This is a genomic window from Mycetocola sp. Y791, assembly GCF_059445325.1.
This window is the reverse complement of sequence record NZ_JCAIUC010000001.1, coordinates 114,772-132,019: the sequence shown is the minus strand read 5'-3', so window position 1 is coordinate 132,019 and position 17,248 is coordinate 114,772. Positions and strand designations below refer to the sequence as shown.

The 17,248-nt window shown below is 67.4% G+C and carries 15 protein-coding genes; 11 read left to right on the top strand and 4 right to left on the bottom strand.

Going from position 1 to position 17,248, the window contains the following annotated elements; genetic code table 11:
* Window positions 1-52: 52 nt before the first annotated feature.
* Window positions 53-2,194, bottom strand: a complete 2,142-nt coding sequence (locus tag AC1C2N_RS00670; protein WP_495432463.1) for an alpha-galactosidase — start codon at window positions 2,192-2,194, stop codon at window positions 53-55.
* Between the two features lie 118 nt (window positions 2,195-2,312).
* Here AC1C2N_RS00670 and AC1C2N_RS00665 point away from each other — a divergent pair, with 118 nt between their 5' ends.
* The 5 genes from AC1C2N_RS00665 (at window position 2,313) to AC1C2N_RS00645 (ending at window position 7,684) form a co-directional block, all read left to right on the top strand.
* Complete coding sequence (locus AC1C2N_RS00665) at window positions 2,313-3,065, top strand: sugar phosphate isomerase/epimerase family protein (RefSeq protein ID WP_495432462.1); 753 nt, start codon at window positions 2,313-2,315, stop codon at window positions 3,063-3,065.
* The gene (locus AC1C2N_RS00660) at window positions 3,062-4,168 is read left to right on the top strand and encodes a Gfo/Idh/MocA family protein (RefSeq protein ID WP_495432461.1); all 1,107 of its coding nucleotides are present in this window, start codon (window positions 3,062-3,064) and stop codon (window positions 4,166-4,168) included. Before AC1C2N_RS00665 ends, AC1C2N_RS00660 begins: the two co-directional genes overlap by 4 nt.
* Window positions 4,169-4,339: 171 nt before the next feature.
* Complete coding sequence (locus AC1C2N_RS00655) at window positions 4,340-5,554, top strand: ROK family transcriptional regulator (RefSeq protein ID WP_495432460.1); 1,215 nt, start codon at window positions 4,340-4,342, stop codon at window positions 5,552-5,554.
* Between the two features lie 55 nt (window positions 5,555-5,609).
* The gene (locus AC1C2N_RS00650) at window positions 5,610-6,560 is read left to right on the top strand and encodes an N-acetylglucosamine kinase (protein ID WP_495432459.1); all 951 of its coding nucleotides are present in this window, start codon (window positions 5,610-5,612) and stop codon (window positions 6,558-6,560) included.
* 281 nt (window positions 6,561-6,841) lie between these two features.
* The gene (locus tag AC1C2N_RS00645) at window positions 6,842-7,684 is read left to right on the top strand and encodes a universal stress protein (RefSeq protein WP_483405109.1); all 843 of its coding nucleotides are present in this window, start codon (window positions 6,842-6,844) and stop codon (window positions 7,682-7,684) included.
* Here the strand turns inward: AC1C2N_RS00645 and tadA are convergent.
* Complete coding sequence (gene tadA, locus AC1C2N_RS00640) at window positions 7,671-8,114, bottom strand: tRNA adenosine(34) deaminase TadA (RefSeq protein ID WP_495433063.1); 444 nt, start codon at window positions 8,112-8,114, stop codon at window positions 7,671-7,673. The two genes, AC1C2N_RS00645 and tadA, sit on opposite strands and share 14 nt — an antisense overlap.
* Before the next feature lie 108 nt (window positions 8,115-8,222).
* On the opposite strand from tadA, the gene upp reads away from it, so the two are divergent.
* Window positions 8,223-8,855 (top strand): uracil phosphoribosyltransferase, encoded by a 633-nt coding sequence (gene upp / locus AC1C2N_RS00635; protein ID WP_495432458.1) that lies wholly within the window; start codon window positions 8,223-8,225, stop codon window positions 8,853-8,855.
* A 446-nt stretch (window positions 8,856-9,301) separates the two neighbouring features.
* A complete protein-coding gene (locus tag AC1C2N_RS00630; RefSeq protein ID WP_495432457.1) occupies window positions 9,302-10,021 on the top strand; it encodes a winged helix-turn-helix domain-containing protein in 720 nt (239 codons plus the stop codon).
* A 74-nt stretch (window positions 10,022-10,095) separates the two neighbouring features.
* On the opposite strand, the gene AC1C2N_RS00625 is transcribed toward AC1C2N_RS00630, so the two are convergent.
* Window positions 10,096-12,642, bottom strand: a complete 2,547-nt coding sequence (locus AC1C2N_RS00625; RefSeq protein ID WP_495432456.1) for an excinuclease ABC subunit UvrA — start codon at window positions 12,640-12,642, stop codon at window positions 10,096-10,098.
* Window positions 12,643-13,026: 384 nt separating this feature from the next.
* Here AC1C2N_RS00625 and AC1C2N_RS00620 point away from each other — a divergent pair, with 384 nt between their 5' ends.
* Complete coding sequence (locus AC1C2N_RS00620; RefSeq protein WP_495432455.1) at window positions 13,027-14,160, top strand: ice-binding family protein; 1,134 nt, start codon at window positions 13,027-13,029, stop codon at window positions 14,158-14,160.
* Window positions 14,161-14,376: 216 nt separating this feature from the next.
* On the opposite strand, the gene AC1C2N_RS00615 is transcribed toward AC1C2N_RS00620, so the two are convergent.
* Complete coding sequence (locus AC1C2N_RS00615; RefSeq protein ID WP_495432454.1) at window positions 14,377-14,988, bottom strand: CGNR zinc finger domain-containing protein; 612 nt, start codon at window positions 14,986-14,988, stop codon at window positions 14,377-14,379.
* 60 nt (window positions 14,989-15,048) lie between these two features.
* On the opposite strand from AC1C2N_RS00615, the gene AC1C2N_RS00610 reads away from it, so the two are divergent.
* From AC1C2N_RS00610 to AC1C2N_RS00600, 3 genes are all read left to right on the top strand, one after another.
* Window positions 15,049-16,326, top strand: a complete 1,278-nt coding sequence (locus AC1C2N_RS00610) for an MFS transporter (RefSeq protein WP_495432453.1) — start codon at window positions 15,049-15,051, stop codon at window positions 16,324-16,326.
* Between the two features lie 76 nt (window positions 16,327-16,402).
* Complete coding sequence (locus tag AC1C2N_RS00605; RefSeq protein ID WP_483405102.1) at window positions 16,403-16,687, top strand: hypothetical protein; 285 nt, start codon at window positions 16,403-16,405, stop codon at window positions 16,685-16,687.
* 22 nt (window positions 16,688-16,709) lie between these two features.
* Complete coding sequence (locus AC1C2N_RS00600; RefSeq protein WP_495432452.1) at window positions 16,710-17,147, top strand: MarR family winged helix-turn-helix transcriptional regulator; 438 nt, start codon at window positions 16,710-16,712, stop codon at window positions 17,145-17,147.
* The last annotated feature ends 101 nt before the right edge of the window (window positions 17,148-17,248 follow it).

The following is a 17,248-nucleotide window of genomic DNA, read 5'->3' as shown; positions in this document are numbered from 1 at the left end:
TGGATGTGCAGCGGTCGCCGCTGTCGGCGGGTCAGCAGCCCCGGGGAATCGGCTACAGCGCCTCGATGTGCACGAGTGCCGAGTGCTCGGGATGCAGCCTCGGCGCCTGGATTCCGACCGCGGCGAGCGCCCTGCCCGAGAGCACGACACCGCCGTCCGCGAACCAGCTCGGCGTCGTGGCGGTCGTCGTGAACCGGCCGTGCGGGCCCACCGCGCTCACGCGGTAGCGCCGGTCGGGCTCAAGGCCCGGGATCCGAACAAGCCCGGGCGGCCAGGTCGACGGGCGCGCGAGCAGCGCGAACTCGAACAGCGCTTCCGACCGATCCTGCGCCACGATGCCATGCACGGCGAGTTCGGTGACCGGGTGATCCACCCGCACCGTCCGCCCGGAGTGGATCAGCGCACGGAACCGCTTGTGCAGCGCGATCCACTCCGCGAGCTCCGTCCGCTCCTTCTCGGTCGCGCTCGAGATGTTCCACTCCACCCCGAAGTGCCCGAACAGCGCCGTCGACGCCCGAAACGACAGGTCGTGCGTGCGCCCGGTCGTGTGCGAGCGCGGGCTGCCGATGTGGCTGCCGACGAGTTCGGGCGGAAGGAGTTGCCCGGTCCAGCGCAGCATGCCCTGCCGCTCGAGCGGGTCGATGCAGTCACTCGCCCAGACCCGGTCGGTGTACTCGAGCACGCCAAAGTCGACCCGGGCACCACCCGACGAGCACGACTCGATTTCGAGGTGCGGATGCCGTGACTTCAGTTCAGCAAGCAGACGATAGACCGCGTGGGTCTGGGCTGACACGCCCGCCTTCCCCGTCCCGGTGGAACCGGCATCCACGAGGTCGCGATTGTGGTCCCACTTGAGGTAATCGAGCCGGTATTCGTCAACGAGGCTCGAGATCGACCCGAGGATGTACTCGTACGCTTCGGGGATGGCGAGGTTGAGCACCTGCTGCTGGCGCTGCTCGAGCGGCAACCGCCCACCGGTCGAGAGGATCCACTCGGGGTGCGCGCGAGCGAGGTCGGAGTCCGAGTTCACCATCTCGGGTTCGAACCACAGCCCGAACTGCATGCCGAGTTCGCGCACGCGGTTCACGAGCGGATCGAGGCCGTTCGGCCACACCTCCGGGTCGACGACCCAGTCGCCGAGCCCGGCGTTGTCGCTCCGGCGGCCGGAGAACCAGCCATCGTCGAGCACGTACCGCTCGACTCCGACCGCGGCCGCGTGCTCGGCCAGCTCGAGCAGCGGCTCGAGCCTGTGGTCGAAGTAGACCGCTTCCCAGACGTTGAGCGTTACGGGCCGCACCGACCTCGGGTGCTGGGGCCGTGCCCGCAGCCACTCGTGGAACCGCGCCGCCTGCTCATCGAGCCCATATCCCCACGATCCGTAAATCCACGGCGTCGCGTACGACTCGTCCAGCCCGAGGACCACCTCTCCTGGCAGCAGCAGTTCTCCGCCGCCGAGCAGGGTCCTGCCACTCGTCATCCGCTCGAGGTACGAGACGTGGTTGCCGCTGTACCCGACGTGAAGGCCCCACACCTCGCCGGTCCGCGGGCCGAAACCGAAACCGGCCTCCCCCGCGACCAGCACTGTCGCGGCATCCGCCCCCGTCCGACCCCTCCGCGATTCACGCAGGTGCGTCCCGACGGTGATCGCCCGGCGTTGTGGCACCCGCTCCTTCGCCCACCGCCCCGCCTGGTCGAGCGATTCGGTCGCGACGGGCGGCACCGGCAGGGTGACAACGAGCCGCTGGACCTCGTACGTGCTCTCGGCGCGATTCGTCACGGTTGCACGCGAGCGGAGAACACCGGATGCCGTCAGCTCGACCTCGAGGAGGAGGTCAAGGTTCGCGACAGCATCCGTCGCCGCAGCCACCACCCGGGAGCCGTCGATCTCGTAGCTCACCCGGTCGAACCGCGGCGACCAGTCGCCACCACCGGCGCGGTGCCCCTGCAGCCCCGGCGCACCGAGCCAGCCCGCGCTGTGCTCGGGGACAACACTCACCCGCACCGGGACGTCGACGGCATTCTCGAGCATGGGCGCTGTGACACGTGCGAGATCGCGAAGATCATCGGCCGAGGCCTCGCCAAGGTCGGCGCCCCAGTGCAGGATAGAAGGGAGGGCATTCTCCGGAGTATCGAGAACCAGGCTTGCCCCGGCATTGCGGAGGTGCATCTGCGGCGGAGTTGTGGATGTGGTCATGATCTCTTTCCTCGACAGCGCTGGCGTGGTAGACAGTATCTTAGGCGAGTTAAGTAAGTAGCGCGATGAGCGTCTCGCCTTTTCCGCACGATCGACCGCACGAAGGATGATGGAGTCCATGCCGATATTCGACAACCCCTCACTGCAGCTCTACACACTGAGGGACGCCCTCGCGGCGGACTTCACCGGCACGATGGAACGTGTCGCCGCCATCGGCTACCGCCGGGTCGAGCCATACAACTTCGTGGCCGACGTCGACGCACTCGAGAAGGCCCTCGCGGCGAACGGCCTGACCGCGCCGTCCGCCCACGTCGGGCTCCTGCGCCTCGACGACCAGCGCCCCGCGTTTGAGGCTGCCAACCGCCTCGGCATCGACATCGTCATCGACCCGCACGTCGACCGTGCGCGCTGGACCACGGCCGCTGACATCGCCGAGACCGCCGAGCAGCTCAACCGCGCCGCTCAACTCGGAGCCGAGTTCGGCATCACCGTCGGCTACCACAACCACCACTTCGAGCTCGAGAACCGCATCGACGGCCGGTACGCGCTCGATCTTCTCGTCGACGCCCTCGACCCGTCCGTCGTGCTCGAGATCGATACCTACTGGGCCCAGGTCGGCGGCGCGGATCCTGTTGCGCTGCTGACGGACCTCGGCGAGCGCGTCGTAGCGATCCACATCAAGGACGGAGACGGCACGCTCGACACCAAGAAGCAGGTGGCCGTCGGCTCGGGCGTCCTCCCGATCGAGCGCATCGTCGCAGCCGCCCCCGCCACGGCGATCGGCGTGGTCGAACTCGACGACACGTCAGGCGACGTCTTCGAGGCGATCGCCGGCAGCTACACCTACCTCACCGGAAAGGCATCGGCATGAGCGGCACCGGCCCGGTCGGCGTTGGCATCATCGGCGCTGGCGTCATCAGCGAGACGTACCTCGAGAACCTCACGTCGTTTCCCGACGTGAAGGTGCACGTCGTCGGCGACCTCTTCGAGGATGCTGCCGCGAAGCGAGCGGCACAGTTCGGCATCGAGTCCAGCGGCGGGGTCGACGCCGTGCTCAGCCACCCGGACGTCGAGATCGTCGTCAACCTCACGATTCCCACCGCGCACGTGCCGATCGCCCTCCAGGCCGTCGCTGCGGGCAAGCACGTCATCGGCGAAAAACCGTTCTCGCTCGATCGCGCGAGCGGCCTCGAACTGTTGCGAGCGGCAGCGGATGCCGGCGTGCGCGTCGGCTGCGCGCCCGACACCTTCCTCGGTGCCGGTTTGCAGGCGGCGTTCCGCGCCATCCGTCGTGGTGACATCGGCACACCGCTCACCGCGCTGACGCTGATGCAGTCCCCGGGACCGGAGTCATGGCATCCGAACCCCGCCTTCCTCTTCCAGGAGGGTGCCGGCCCGTTGTTCGACATCGGACCGTACTACCTCACGGCTCTGGTGCAGGCATTCGGGTCGATATCGCGAGTCGCGGCAACCGGATCCACGGCTCACCCGAAGCGCGTCATCGGCTCGGGCCCCAAGGCCGGCGAAGAGTTTGACGTCACCGTGCCGTCGCACGTCAGCGCACTGCTGCAGTTTGCCGATGGCGGCTCGTCGCAGAGCATGTGGAGCTTCGATTCTGCGGTCGGCCGGCACGGTTTCGTGGAGATCGCGGGCACCGAGGGCACCCTCGTGCTGCCTGACCCGAACTACTTCGACGGTGACCTCGTGATCCACCGCCGTGGCTCGGAAACCTCGGAGGTGCTCGAGAAGACCGTCGCGAGCTCGACCCGCGGCACGGGCGTCCTCGACCTGGCCCGCGCGATCCGTGAGGACCGCCCGCACCGCGCGTCTGGCGAGCTCGCGTTCCACGTGGTCGACACAATGGTGTCGATCAGCGAGTCGATCGGGAGCGGCGAGTTCGTCACCGTGGAGAGTGCGGCGCCGACCGTGCCTCCGCTGCCGGACAACTGGGACCCGCACGCGGCCACGCTGTAACCACCGAGCGCTACGCATCCATGCTCGCGCTGCAGATACTTCTGCAGCGCGCGCATGGTTCTGCAGCGGTGGCAGAGTAATCGCGCCGCGAGTAGAGTGTGGACACCGCAAATCCGTGAGCACCCACTTACTTCATGCACTTTATAAAGCAAAGTAAGTTATCGTGAATGCATGACCGAGAAAACGCGCCGTCGCGCGAACTCCAAGGGCAGGACCCTTGACCTGATCCGCTCCTCCGGACCGATCAGTCGCGTAGAGCTGGCCGAACTCACCGGCCTCACCCAGGCCACCATTTCGACGGTCGTCCGAGAGTTGCTCGCCGACGGAGTGATCAGCGAAACCGGCAGGGGCGAATCAACCGGCGGCAAGCCGCGCATGCAGCTCGAAATCAACCCGGCCTCGCGCCTCGGGATCGGCGTCCACATCGGCCAGGACTACATCACCTACATCGCCGCCGACCTCGCCGGTACCGTGGTCGGACGCAAACGGGTGGACGGCCCCGGCGATGCCTCTCCGATCACCGTAGTCGGCCGCATGGCCGACGACATCGAGTCGCTCATTGTGGGCCTCGACCTCGACAGGGCATCGATCGTTGGCATGGGGCTCGCCATTCCTGGTCCCGTTGACCGCATCGAGGGGACGGTCCGCGGCGTCCCGTCCCTCATGGGCTGGACTGACTTCCCGATCCGGACAGCACTGGCAACGACGACCGGGCTCCAGTGTGAGTTCGACAACGACGCGACCGCCGCAGCAATCGGCGAGTACTGGCTCGGCGCTACCGTCGACTACGGCAGCTACGCATCCGTCTACATGGGCTCGGGCATCGGCTCCGGCATCGTGATCGACGGGACGATCTACCACGGGCTCTCGGGCAACGTCGGCGAGATCGGCCACCTCACCGTCGACGCTCGCGGCCCGAAATGCGCGTGCGGCAACCTCGGCTGCCTCGAGTTCTTTGCGGGCCCTGCCGCCATTATGGACAAGGCAGCGGATGCCGTCGCCCGCGGCGAGCTGGACATCCCCCTGACCGGAAAAACCTCCGTCGACTTCGCCAGCCTCGGCACCGCCGCGATGAAGGGCCAGCCCAAAGCGGTGGCCCTGATCGAGGAATCGGCGGACTACCTCGCGAGCGCCCTGGTCTCCATGGTCAACCTCTTCGATCTTCCGCTCATCGTCCTGGCCGGAAACGCGTTCTCCACCGCCGGGTCGATCTACGTGCGCACAATCTCCCGCGCGCTCGCCGAGCGAGCCATGGTGCGCGACATCCACCCGGTGGAGGTGCGCATGTCCGTCAACGGCAACGATGCCGCCGCGCTCGGTGCGGCGACTCTCGTTCTGCAGGATCGCCTCTCCCCTCGCTCTCTCCGCTCCGTCGCGTTCGCCTGATCAGGATCTTTCGGTCAGCACTCTTCTGAACCGCCTCTCCAACCCGAAGGCTCCCATGACCACCTCACAGCTCACCCGCCTCTCACTCGATGGCGGCCAGTCCGGCATCCGGACGAGGCTTACCGGCCCAACAGGCGTTCTTGCCGAGGTCGACCGACCGGGAGTCCTCACTGACCGGCCGGTAATCGACCAGCTCGCCGACATCGCCGTCGGCCTCGCGAAGGAAACCGGGACCAGGATCGATGAACTCGCCGTCGGCACCTCTGGCCTGACACCGGCGAGCGCTGACCCGGACGGGCTGCTCGCCCGGACAGCCGCGATCGGAGTGCGGCGCGTCGCGCTCGCCCACGACTCGATCACCGGCTATCTCGCCGCAAACGGCATGGAGCCCGGGGTCATGCTCGCCGTCGGCACCGGGGTCGTCGTCCTCGCGCTGTCCGAGTCGAGCGTCGCCAAGGTCGATGGCTGGGGATTCCTCCTCGGCGACGCCGGCAGTGGCTACTGGATCGGGCGCGCCGGGCTTGACGCAGCGCTTCGCGCCTTCGACGGGAGGTCGGCCCCTACGCCCCTCCGGGAGATTGCCGAGGCGCGTTTCGGGCCGCTCGATGAGCTCTACATGACCCTTCAGGCAGACCCCAAGCGCGTCTCCGTCATCGCCTCCTTCTGTCGCGACGTGGTGGATGCCGCCCAGGCCGGGGACGAGATCGCCGATGGGATCGTCACGGCGGCAGCCGCGGAACTCGCACACTCGGCGGCCAGCGCGCTCGCCCGCGTCGGCTGGGAGCAGGGCGAACCTGCCCGGGTCGGTGTCGTCGGCGCACTCGCGACTCGCGCAGCGCTCATGCCGGAACGCCTGGCTGCGGCCCTCGCCCACCGTGCACCGGGGGCGGTGCTTGCCCCGCCGCTCGGCCTGCCTCTCGACGGGGTTCAGTCGCTGCTCGAGGTCGCGCCGTCGCATCCGCTCTACCGCTTCATCTCGACGGCGCAGGTGGAGCCGGCGCACTAGGCCGGCGAGCGGCGGGCGTCACTTGGTGGACGGCCCCGTCACCTCGGACGCGACTCCGCGGCGAGCACCGTCGCTCCGGGAGGAGAAACCGCACGCCCGAACCACTATCTGCGATGCACCACCCGTTCTTCCTCCCGAAACTGCAGCGCACCCCTCGCCCGGCACCCACACGGCCGACCGCCAACCGCCAACCGCCAACCGCCAACCGCCCGCGCAGCGTCGCCCATACTCTGGCGTGCGTGACGGGCCTGCGCTACCGTGTGGTCCCAAAGGGGGCAGCCATGAACAATCGAATTCTGGTCGGCGTCAAGGATCCCATCGCGAGCAGGGCCGCCGTGCTGTGGGCAGCCGAGCGAGCGGGATCCCGCGGGCTCGGCCTCTCCCTCGTTCACATCGTCGATGAAGGCATCCGCAGGGCAGGCAGCCGCGACCTCCTCGACGCCACAGAATCCGCGGTCGAACAGGTGCTGACGAAGAGCACCGAACTCGCCCGATCGGTGTCACCAGGCGTCGATATCCAGACCGACGTCACCGAGGGCGACCCGATCACCGAACTCGCCCGCCGATCAGCCGACGTGGACATGGTGGTGGTCGGCAGCGACCCTGGCGCGAACGGACCGGCCCGGCACGGAACCCGGGGTTTCCGCATCGCCGCAGCGAGCACGACGCCGGTGGCGGTCATTCCAGAGGTCGATCCCCGCGGCCGGAACGGTGTGATCGTCGGGGTCGACGGCTCCGACAACTCACGCAACGCCTTCGCCTTCGCCGCGGACGAAGCGGAACGACTGGATCAGCCCCTGGTCGCGGTCTACGCCTGGCCGAATCCCGTCGTCTACGGCTACGACCTCGCGTTCCCCGTCGACTATGTCGAGGATCTCACGGAGACCGGGCACGACGCCATCTCCCGGGCGATCGAGTGGGTCAGCGATGGCCACCCGGCCCTCGATGTGCGGCGGGTCGTCAGCCAGGGCGACCCGGCGACGGTGATCAACGCGGAGGCGGCCAGCGCGTCACTCGTTGTCGTCGGCAGTCACGGTCGCGGTGCGGTCGCCCGGTTCCTGCTCGGCTCGGTGAGCCACGGCGTGCTCGCCCGACTCGCAGCGCCGACGGTCATCGCTCGCTAGGTCCGGCGCCGCGGAAGAAGTCAGTGAGCAGGCGGCCACAGGCATCCGCTTCGACGCCGGCAAACACCTCGACCCGGTGGTTGAGCCGCCGGTCCCTGAGCACGTCGTACACACTCCCTGCGGCACCGGCCTTGTCGTCCCAGGCGCCAAACACCACACGCGGAATGCGGGCAGCCAGAATCGCACCGGCGCACATGACGCACGGTTCGAGGGTCACGATGAGTGTGGTGTCGGTGAGGTGCCAGTCGCCGGATGCCTCAGCGGCCTGCCGAATCGCCTCGACTTCGGCGTGAGCCGTGGGGTCCTGCCGGGCTTCGCGAGCGTTGCGTCCGACGCCGATCACCACGCCATCGCCGTTCACGACGATCGCACCGACCGGCACATCGTCGGTCTCCAGCGCGAGCCGGGCCTCGGCGATGGCGGATGCCATCCAGTCGACGTGCTCCGGCAGCTCAGGAAGTGACACGGCATCCTCGGGGTCGGCGCGGTTCTCAGCAACTGTGCGGCGGAGAGCGGGTGAACAGGTAGATTAGAGCCTATGCGAGTGCACGTAGCGGACCACCCCCTCATCACCCACAAACTCACTGTTTTGCGTGACAAATCGACACCGGCGCCGGTCTTCCGCGCGCTGACCGAGGAACTCGTCACCCTCCTGGCCTACGAAGCGACCCGCAACGTACGGACGGAAGCGGTCGAAATCGAGACTCCGGTCACCACGACGACGGGTATCGCGATCAGCACCCCTCGACCGCTCGTCGTGCCCATCCTGCGCGCCGGCCTCGGCATGCTCGAGGGCATGGTCAAGCTGCTGCCAACGGCAGAGGTTGGCTTCCTCGGCATGCTTCGCAACGAAGAGACTCTCGAGCCGACAACGTACGCCGAGCGCCTCCCCGAAGACCTCTCCGATCGCCAGTGCTTCGTGCTCGACCCCATGCTCGCGACGGGTGGTTCACTCGGCGCTGCCATCGAGTTCCTCTTCGACCGCGGTGCCATCGACGTCACGGCCATCTGCCTGCTCGCGGCACCGGAGGGAATCGCCGCCCTCGAAAAGGCGACGGAGGGTCGCGATGTCACCATCGTGCTCGGCGCCCTCGACGAACGCCTCGACGAGAACGGCTACATCGTGCCGGGCCTCGGCGACGCAGGCGACCGCCTCTACGGCCTCGTTTAGGTCGAATTCCACGTAGAACTTCCTGCGACGGGTCTCATCGCACAGGAAATAGTCCCGAATATCCTTCGAGCCAAACCCCACTGATTCACATGATCTGCACTTTTCGACGATATTTCGTCATCCAATGCAAAGATTTGACACGTGCTGACACAGTGGGGTTTACTCATGCCCATGACTGATAACGCGCAACTCCTGAGCTCGTCCGAGCCTCACGGAACTGCCGGCTTGATGATGGCCGGCAGCGCAGTCATGTGTTGTCGAATGTGTCGCTGACCGCGAAACCCTCGCCCCGCTCCCGATGACCCATCGAGGTCCCGCTCGAGCGAACGGATGCCACACCCCGCATTCGCGCAGGCCGTAACACCGGCCGCCACACCGACTCACCGTCGAAACGTCATCCGGTGTACCCGGATTCGACACAGGCACATCATCCAAGGATTTCTCCCATGTCTCTCGCACACGCAACCACACTCGCTCCGACCAACGTCCGGCCGACCGCGCCGGCAGCATCCGCCCCGGCACCCTCGACCCCGCAGGGCCGTAACCTTCGCGCCGTTCCGGAAGGGACCGAGGCCCGCGGCTTCGTCCTCTACGTCGGCATCGACGATGCCAAAGCGGCAGCGGCAGGCACCAGCCTCGGTGCCATCGTTCACGCGCTCAAGGCACTCGCCGCCGACCTGGCACCCGAGTCGGAGACCTACGCGGCCGTCGCGCTCGCGCCGCAGGGCGCAGGGGGACGCGACGTCGACGTGGTTCGGCTCGCGCTCCAGGACCCGTCGGCTCTCGCCAGGCACCGTGAAGCCGACACCGACGAAGAACTCGACCGCGCCCACGCCGGTGTCGTCATCGACATCTCGCGCAAGCGCCTCATCCTCGACAACGACTCGGTCGGCCTGACGTACAAGGAGTTTGAGCTGCTGCAGTACCTCGTGCTCCGCGAGGGCCGCACGATCGACCGCGCCGAACTCATCTCTTCGCTGTGGAAGGCCGGCGACGACGATGCGCCGAACGAGCGCACCATCGACGTCCACGTTCGTCGCCTGCGCGCCAAGCTCGGGCGTTACGAAGACATCGTGCGCACGGTGCGTGGTGTCGGTTACCGCTTCGACCGCCACGCGGATGTCTCCATCCGTCACGCGGCAGCGCACTCGCCCGACTTCATCTAGAGCCGACCGCGCGGCTGGGCCGTCGCGGGTGGGCCGTCGCGGTCACGCCCGGGCACCCCGCCCGGGCGGCGCGATCAGGCTCCTGCCAACCGCTCGGCCAGGTAGGGCGCCGTGCGGCTGCCGTCGTGCGCGGCCACCGTGTCAGGGGTTCCGGCGACGAGCACGCGCCCGCCCGCTGTTCCTCCGGACGGACCCATGTCGATGACCCAGTCGGCACCGGCGGCGACACCCATGTCGTGCTCGACGAGCACGACGGTGTTGCCGGTGTCGACGAGCTTGTTCAGCTGGGTCATGAGCAGTTCGACATCGGCGGGGTGCAGCCCGGTGGTCGGCTCATCGAGCAGGTAGAGCGTGTGTCCACGACGAGCCCGCTGCAGTTCGGTGGCGAGTTTGATGCGCTGCGCCTCTCCACCGGACAGCTCGGTCGCCGGCTGGCCGAGGCGCAGATAGCCGAGGCCGACATCGCGGAGCGTTTCGAGGCTGCGGGATGCCGCGGCGACGTCGGTGAGGAAACCGGCGGCTTCGTCGACGGTCATGGCGAGCACGTCGGCGATGTTCTTGCCTCGGTAGTCGATCTCCAGCGTTTCGTCGTTGTACCGTTTGCCGCCGCAGTCGGGGCACGCGCCATAGCTGCCGGGCAGGAAGAGCAGCTCGACGGCGACGAAACCCTCACCGAGGCAGGTCTCGCAGCGGCCACCGGCCACGTTGAAGGAGAAGCGACCGGCGTCGTATCCGCGCGCGGCGGCATCCGTCGTTGCAGCAAACGCCGACCGGACGGCGTCGAACAGGCCGGTGTAGGTGGCGAGGTTCGATCGGGGAGTGCGGCCGATGGGACGCTGGTCGACCCGCACGATCCGATCGACGGCGTCGAGGCCAGAGACGCCGTCGATGGTCGTGGCCACGGCAGCGGACTCGTCATCGGGAGCGGACTCGGTCACGACAGGATCGGCGTGGTGGCGACCGGCACGAAGTCCCTCGCGCACGGCGTCGCCGAGCACCCCGCTGACGAGCGTCGACTTGCCCGAACCGGAGACCCCCGTGACGACCGTGAGCACGCCGAGCGGCACGTCGACGTCAAGGTCGACGAGGTTGTGCCGCGAGACGCCGCGAAGCCCGAGCCACGCCGACGGTTCGCGCTGCTCGCGGGGAGCGTCGCGGTCCGCGCCTGCCGGGTGCAGGAAGCGCCTCGTTACCGACGCCTTCACATCGGTGAGGCCGTCGACGGCGCCACTGTAGAGCACCGCACCGCCGTTGCTGCCTGCGCCGGGGCCGACATCGACGAGCCAGTCGGCCCGACGAACGATATCCATGTTGTGCTCGACGACGAAGACCGAGTTGCCCGATGCCTTGAGCTGTTCGAGCACGACCATGAGCGGCTCGGCGTCGGCGGGGTGCAACCCTGCCGACGGTTCGTCGAGCACGTAGATCACGCCGAAGAGACCCGAACGCAGCTGGGTGGCGATCCGCAGGCGCTGCATCTCCCCCGGCGACAGCGTCGGCGTTTTGCGACCGAGGCTCAGGTAGCCGAGACCGAGGCCGATGAGCACGTCGATCCTGCCGACGAGGTCGGTGGCGATCGTGACGGCAACTTCAGTCGATTCACCGGACGATGCGGATGACACCGCTGCGGTCGCCGAGCGGATGAGGGTTGTCGGGCGGAGGATCTCCGCGAGCTCGGAGAGCGGAACAGCATTGAGGTCAGCAACGGTGTGACCGGCGAAGGTCACATCGAGTGCCGCACGGGTGAGTCCGCTGCCACCGCACAGGTCGCAGGGGCCAGACTCGACGAACCGAGCGGCACGCGCGCGAGACATCTCACTCTTGGAATCGGCGAGCGCGTGCATGATGTGGCTCTTGGCACTCCAGAACCGACCCTTGTACGGCTTCGCGACGCGGTCGCGCTGGGGGGTAACTTCAACGACGGGCTGCTCCTCGGTGAACAGGATCCAGTCGCGATCGGCCTGTGGAAGCTCGCGCCAGGGAACGTCGATGTCGTAACCGAGCCCGGCGACGACGTCGCGCAGGTTCTTGCCCTGCCAGGCGCCGGGCCACGCGGTGATCGCACCGTCGCGGATGCTGAGCGACGGATCGTGGACCGCTGACGCTTCGGTCACCGTGTGGGCGATGCCGAGGCCGTGACAGCGCGGGCACGCGCCGGTCGCTGTGTTGGGTGAGAACGAGTCGGACTCGAGCCGCGGCGCCCCCGCCGGGTAGGTGCCCGCACGCGAGAAGAGCATGCGCATGGAGTTGGACAGGGTCGTGAGCGTGCCGACCGTCGACCGCGTGCTCGGCGCTCCTCGGCGCTGCTGCAGCGCGACGGCGGGAGGCAGTCCCGTGATCGAGTCGACGTGCGGGTTGTGGCCCTGGGCGATCAGTCGCCGGGCGTACGGCGCGACAGATTCAAGGAATCGGCGCTGCGCCTCCGCGAAGATCGTGCCGAACGCCAGCGATGACTTGCCCGAGCCGGACACCCCGGTGAACGCGACGATGCAGCCGCGGGGCACATCCACGTCCACATCGGTGAGGTTGTTCTCCCTGGCACCGCGCACGCGCACGAAGCCGTCTGACGCGTCCGTGGCGTCGGGAATGATCGGGGCGGGGTCCTGCGTGAGAGTCGACACCGTCTCCACACTATGCGGGTGTGGTTGAAAATGACCGTGGGTCGCGCGCCGGGGCATCCGCACCTACAATAATCGCCCACGCTCGCCGTCCGAGCGCCGCCGCCCCAGCGCCGCTCACTGTAAGGTTCAGGAGGGGCTCGACATCCTCGCCACCGTCTTACCGGTGCGCGCGAGGATGCTAACGTCGCTCATCCGCTCGGACTGCGTGGGTGAGGTCAACGTCGAACGAGTCCGTCACATTCGCCGCGAACCAGACTGTGGAGCAGGGCTGGGAGAACACCGCGGGCGATCCGCCGCAAAGATGAGGCATTAGCGAACGATACAGATCGCCGTGCCAACGGCGGCTCGCCGCTCACACCTCCAACTTCCCGTTAGGCCCGCACCATGCACCACTTTCTCCCCTCGCCCATCGCCGCACGGAAGTTCGGTGCCCGCGCCGTGTCCGCCGCCGCCCTCGCACTGCTCCTGTCGGTTTCCACACCGCTCAGCGCCACCGCAGCCGAAGCACCGGTTGCGCTCGCCACGGCCGGAGACTTCGCCGTTCTCGCCGGTTCCGCGGTCACCAACACGGGCCCGTCGGTGATCTCCGGTGACCTCGGCGTGAGCCCCTCCGCCGCGGTCACGGGGTTCCCGACGGGACGAGTGGACGGGACGATCCACTCGAGCGACACCGTTGCACGCACAGCGCAGAACGACCTGACGACGGCGTACCTCGACGCGGCCGGGCGCCCGGCCTCCGAGTCCGGCGTCACGGAAGTCGGTGGACGCAGCCTCACCGCCGGAGTGTATGCCGGAGGAGCCCTCAGCCTCACCGGCACGCTGACTCTCGTCGGCGACGCCAGCTCGGTCTTCATCTTCCAATCCGCGAGCACCATCAATTTCGCGTCGAACAGCAACGTCGTCCTCAGCGGCGAGCTGACTGACTGCAACGTTTTCTGGCAGTCCACCTCATCGGCAACTCTCGGCTCGTACTCACACGTCGCCGGCACTGTGATGGCCCTGACATCGATTACGGCGAACACCGGGGCGGATGTCGCCGGTCGACTGCTCGCGAGGAACGGAGCAGTTACGCTCGACGCGAGCACGATCACCGCGCCACGGGACTGCGAGACCCAGGGTGCCCCACCCGTTTCGGCTCCGCCGGCTGACGAACCGCCCGTAACTGCGCCGCCAGAGGGAACGACACCTGACGTAGAGCCGCCAGCGGCCACCCCTCCCGCCGATACCCCATCGGGGGCTACCCCTCCGGTCGTCACCCCACCGGTGAGTGCACCCCCGGCCACCGCAGCGCCCGCCGTTACCCTTCCCACCGGGGATGACGCCACCACGGCCACGCCGCCGAGCGACAGTGATGGGCCCCGTGAGGAATCCCGCGAGAACAGTGCGGGATTTGACACCCAGACCAGCGAGACCGTGGCGGCAACAGGTGCCAACGCCGCACTCCTGGCCGCGGTCGCGTCTCTTCTCGTTGCAGCCGGGGCCACGATGGTTGTACTGCGTCGGAGACGCGCGGCGTAATTTCAGAAAAATAACGTTTCGGTAACTAGACGCCGTTACCTTTCCGTTATATATTCGAAGAGCGGAAGTTGTTTGCTGTGGCAGCTGAAGCGGAATGTGATTGCAGGACACTCTTGGTGCAAGGGGAAGGCCGGTCGTAAGCCTCTACGACCGGCCTTCAATCCGTTAACACCCGGTTTTGCAGCACATTCACGCAGCCGATTGATGCGGCCGATTCTATGCGGCGGGCCCGGCCTCATCCGCCTTGCGGTTTCTCTCGTAGAACTCCCGCACCCGGTTGCGATTACCGCAGTCGGCGGACACGCACCAGCGCCGGTTGTGCCGCGGTGAGGTGTCGAGGAAGACCCAGCCACACTCGGCGTCGTGGCACTGACCGAACGTTGCGGCATCCACCCGCGTGAAGAGGTCAAGAGCCTGAATCGCGATCTGGCGCCGGGGCAGCGACAGGTCGACAGGGAATCTCCACACCCGCTTCCCGCCAGCGGAATCGAGACGGCCACCCTGGATTGCGTCGCGGTAGTGGGCGGCAACGGTTTCGCCGTCAGCGTCGGCGAAACCGGCGAGGTAGATCGCTTCCCTCAACTCCCGGACGCGGAGCACTTCGGCTTCCGCCTCGCGGGGATGCTCGCTCGCGAGCAGCCCGAGTTCACGGGTCTCGCCCGCATCGATGAACTCGAACTGGCGAGCCCAGTTAAGGACGTCGCGGTAGCCCACCAGCTCCTCGCTGAACCGCTCCCGGCTCAGCCGCCAGTCGACCGTGTTGACCAGATCAAGCGCGGGATGCCCCGCGATGGTGGAGAACGTTGTGCGGCGCTCGGTGGATGCCATGACGCAATTCTAATAGATTTTGCTTGTATTGCCCATTAGAAATCGGCCATACTCTAATGCATGAATCAGCCATCACTCATTACGCCGGACGTCGTGCAAGAGCGGCGGCAAGTTCGGGACTTTCGGTGGTTCTGGACGGCGCAGGGCGCCTCGTTCACCGGCGACCAGCTGCGGGAGTTCACCCTGCCGCTGCTCGCGCTGTACACACTGAACGCGTCGGCGACCGACCTCGGCGTCATCAACGCCGCACAGTGGGTTCCCTTCCTTTTTCTTGCGCTCCCCCTCGGCGTCCTCATCGATCGCCACCGGCGTCGACGGTTGCTCATCCTGTCGGACGCAGCGCGCGCGGTGCTCATCGTCGTGCTCGTCGGCGCGGTGACCCTCGGCGCCCTCAGCGTGCCCGGCCTGGTCGTCGCCGCTGCCGTGCTGGGCATCTTCGCCGTGGTGCACGAGGTGGGCTACCAGTCCGTCATCCCCTCACTCGTGCCCCGGAAGCACCTGGAACAGGCGAACTCACGCATCCAGGCGACCGTCGCCGCCGCCGATGTCGGGGGCCCGGGACTCGGTGGCCTCATCGTGCAGCTGCTCGGGGCCCCAGCGACGCTCCTGGTGAACGCGTTTGCCTACCTCACGTCGGCGGGAGCACTCGCGGCGATCCGCACCCCCGAGTCGAAACCGGCCACACACGCCAGCCGCAACTTTCTCGCCGAGCTCCGCGCGGGCGTATCGCTGGTGGCACACGATCCATACCTGAAGTCCAACGTCGGCTTCTCCGCGATCTACAACCCGTTTGCGCAGTGGGTGACCATCCTGCTCGTCGTCCACGCCGTGCGGGAGCTCGGCCTGGAACCGGCCCAGCTCGGACTGGTCTTCTCCATCGGTGCCGCCGGGGCACTTGCCGGGGCAGCGCTGACCCCACGGCTCACCGCGCGGCTCACCGTTGGCCGGATCATGATGCTGTGCGTCACTGTGGAGTGCCTGATGCTCGCCGTCCTGCCGCTGGCGGATGCCTCGTGGGGCACCGTCGCCATTATCGCGTTCCTCGGCGCTGCACTCGCACTCAACGGGGCTGGAACGACGATCTCGAACGTGCTCCTCATCACCATCCGCCAGTTGCGAACCCCCGACGAACTTCTCGGCCGCGTGAACGCCACGATGCGCACCGTGACCTACGGAACCATTCCACTCGGAGCTCTCGCTGGTGGTTTTGCCGGCGACTGGCTCGGCACGCGCCTCGGCATGCTTGTCGGCGGCATCCTGTGCCTGTCCACCATCCTGTGGGTCGCTCTCTCCCCGCTCAGCCGGGTGAAGGCGCTCAACGATGTGAGCCGCGACTAAGCGCAAGCGCGAACGGATGCCGCGGCATCCGTTCGCATACGGCTCGACACCAGCTTCGGATCGATACCCTGAACCCATGTCGAACACCCCGCCGGATACCCGCAGCAGCTCACAACCAGACCGGGCACGTCGGCGCATGCTCACCGGTCTCGTCTGTTTCGGCGGCGGACTACTGCTGGTGGCGAGCGCCGTCGTCTTCGTGCTTGTGCAGCTCGTTGAGTCGAATCCGGTCGCACTGATTCCCGGCATCCTCGTCGCCCTCATCGGCATCGCCGTCAACTTCACTGGGCTCGTACTGATTTACCGCGCCATCACCGGCACAACGCCGAAGAACCGGAACGAGCGAGACGACACCCCCTAGGCTTGATCCGCAAGGAGGCTCAATGACAGACCGCGAACTCGCCGTATCCACGTGGGAATCGTTGTTTCGTGCGCAGGTCGGCGTGTTGCGCGTACTCGGCGCCGAATTTCCCCTGCGCGGCATGTCGTTCAACGAGTACGACGTTCTCTTCAACCTGTCGCTCCAGCCCGACCGCAGGGCACGGCTGCGCGACATCAACCGGCTCGTTCTGCTGAGCCAGCCCAGCGTGAGCCGCCTCATCGACCGGCTCGCCGCGCGCGCACTGGTGTCGAAGCACCCCGACCCCACTGACAAACGTGGCACGATCGTGGCGATGACGGATGATGGCTTCGACAGGTACCGGGACGCCGCACGCCACCACATGGCCACCATCACCGAGCTCATGAGCGCCCTCTCGGACGACGAGTTGCGGCAACTCAAGCAACTCACGACCAAGCTGCGTGGCGAGAGCGGGCACTAGTTCGGCCGACACCGGCCCGCGCTGGCCCACGCCGGCCGGGGCCGCCGGGCCGTCCCGCTAACGCTGAACACCGTCCACGGCTATGTCCGATTTCCGCTAGC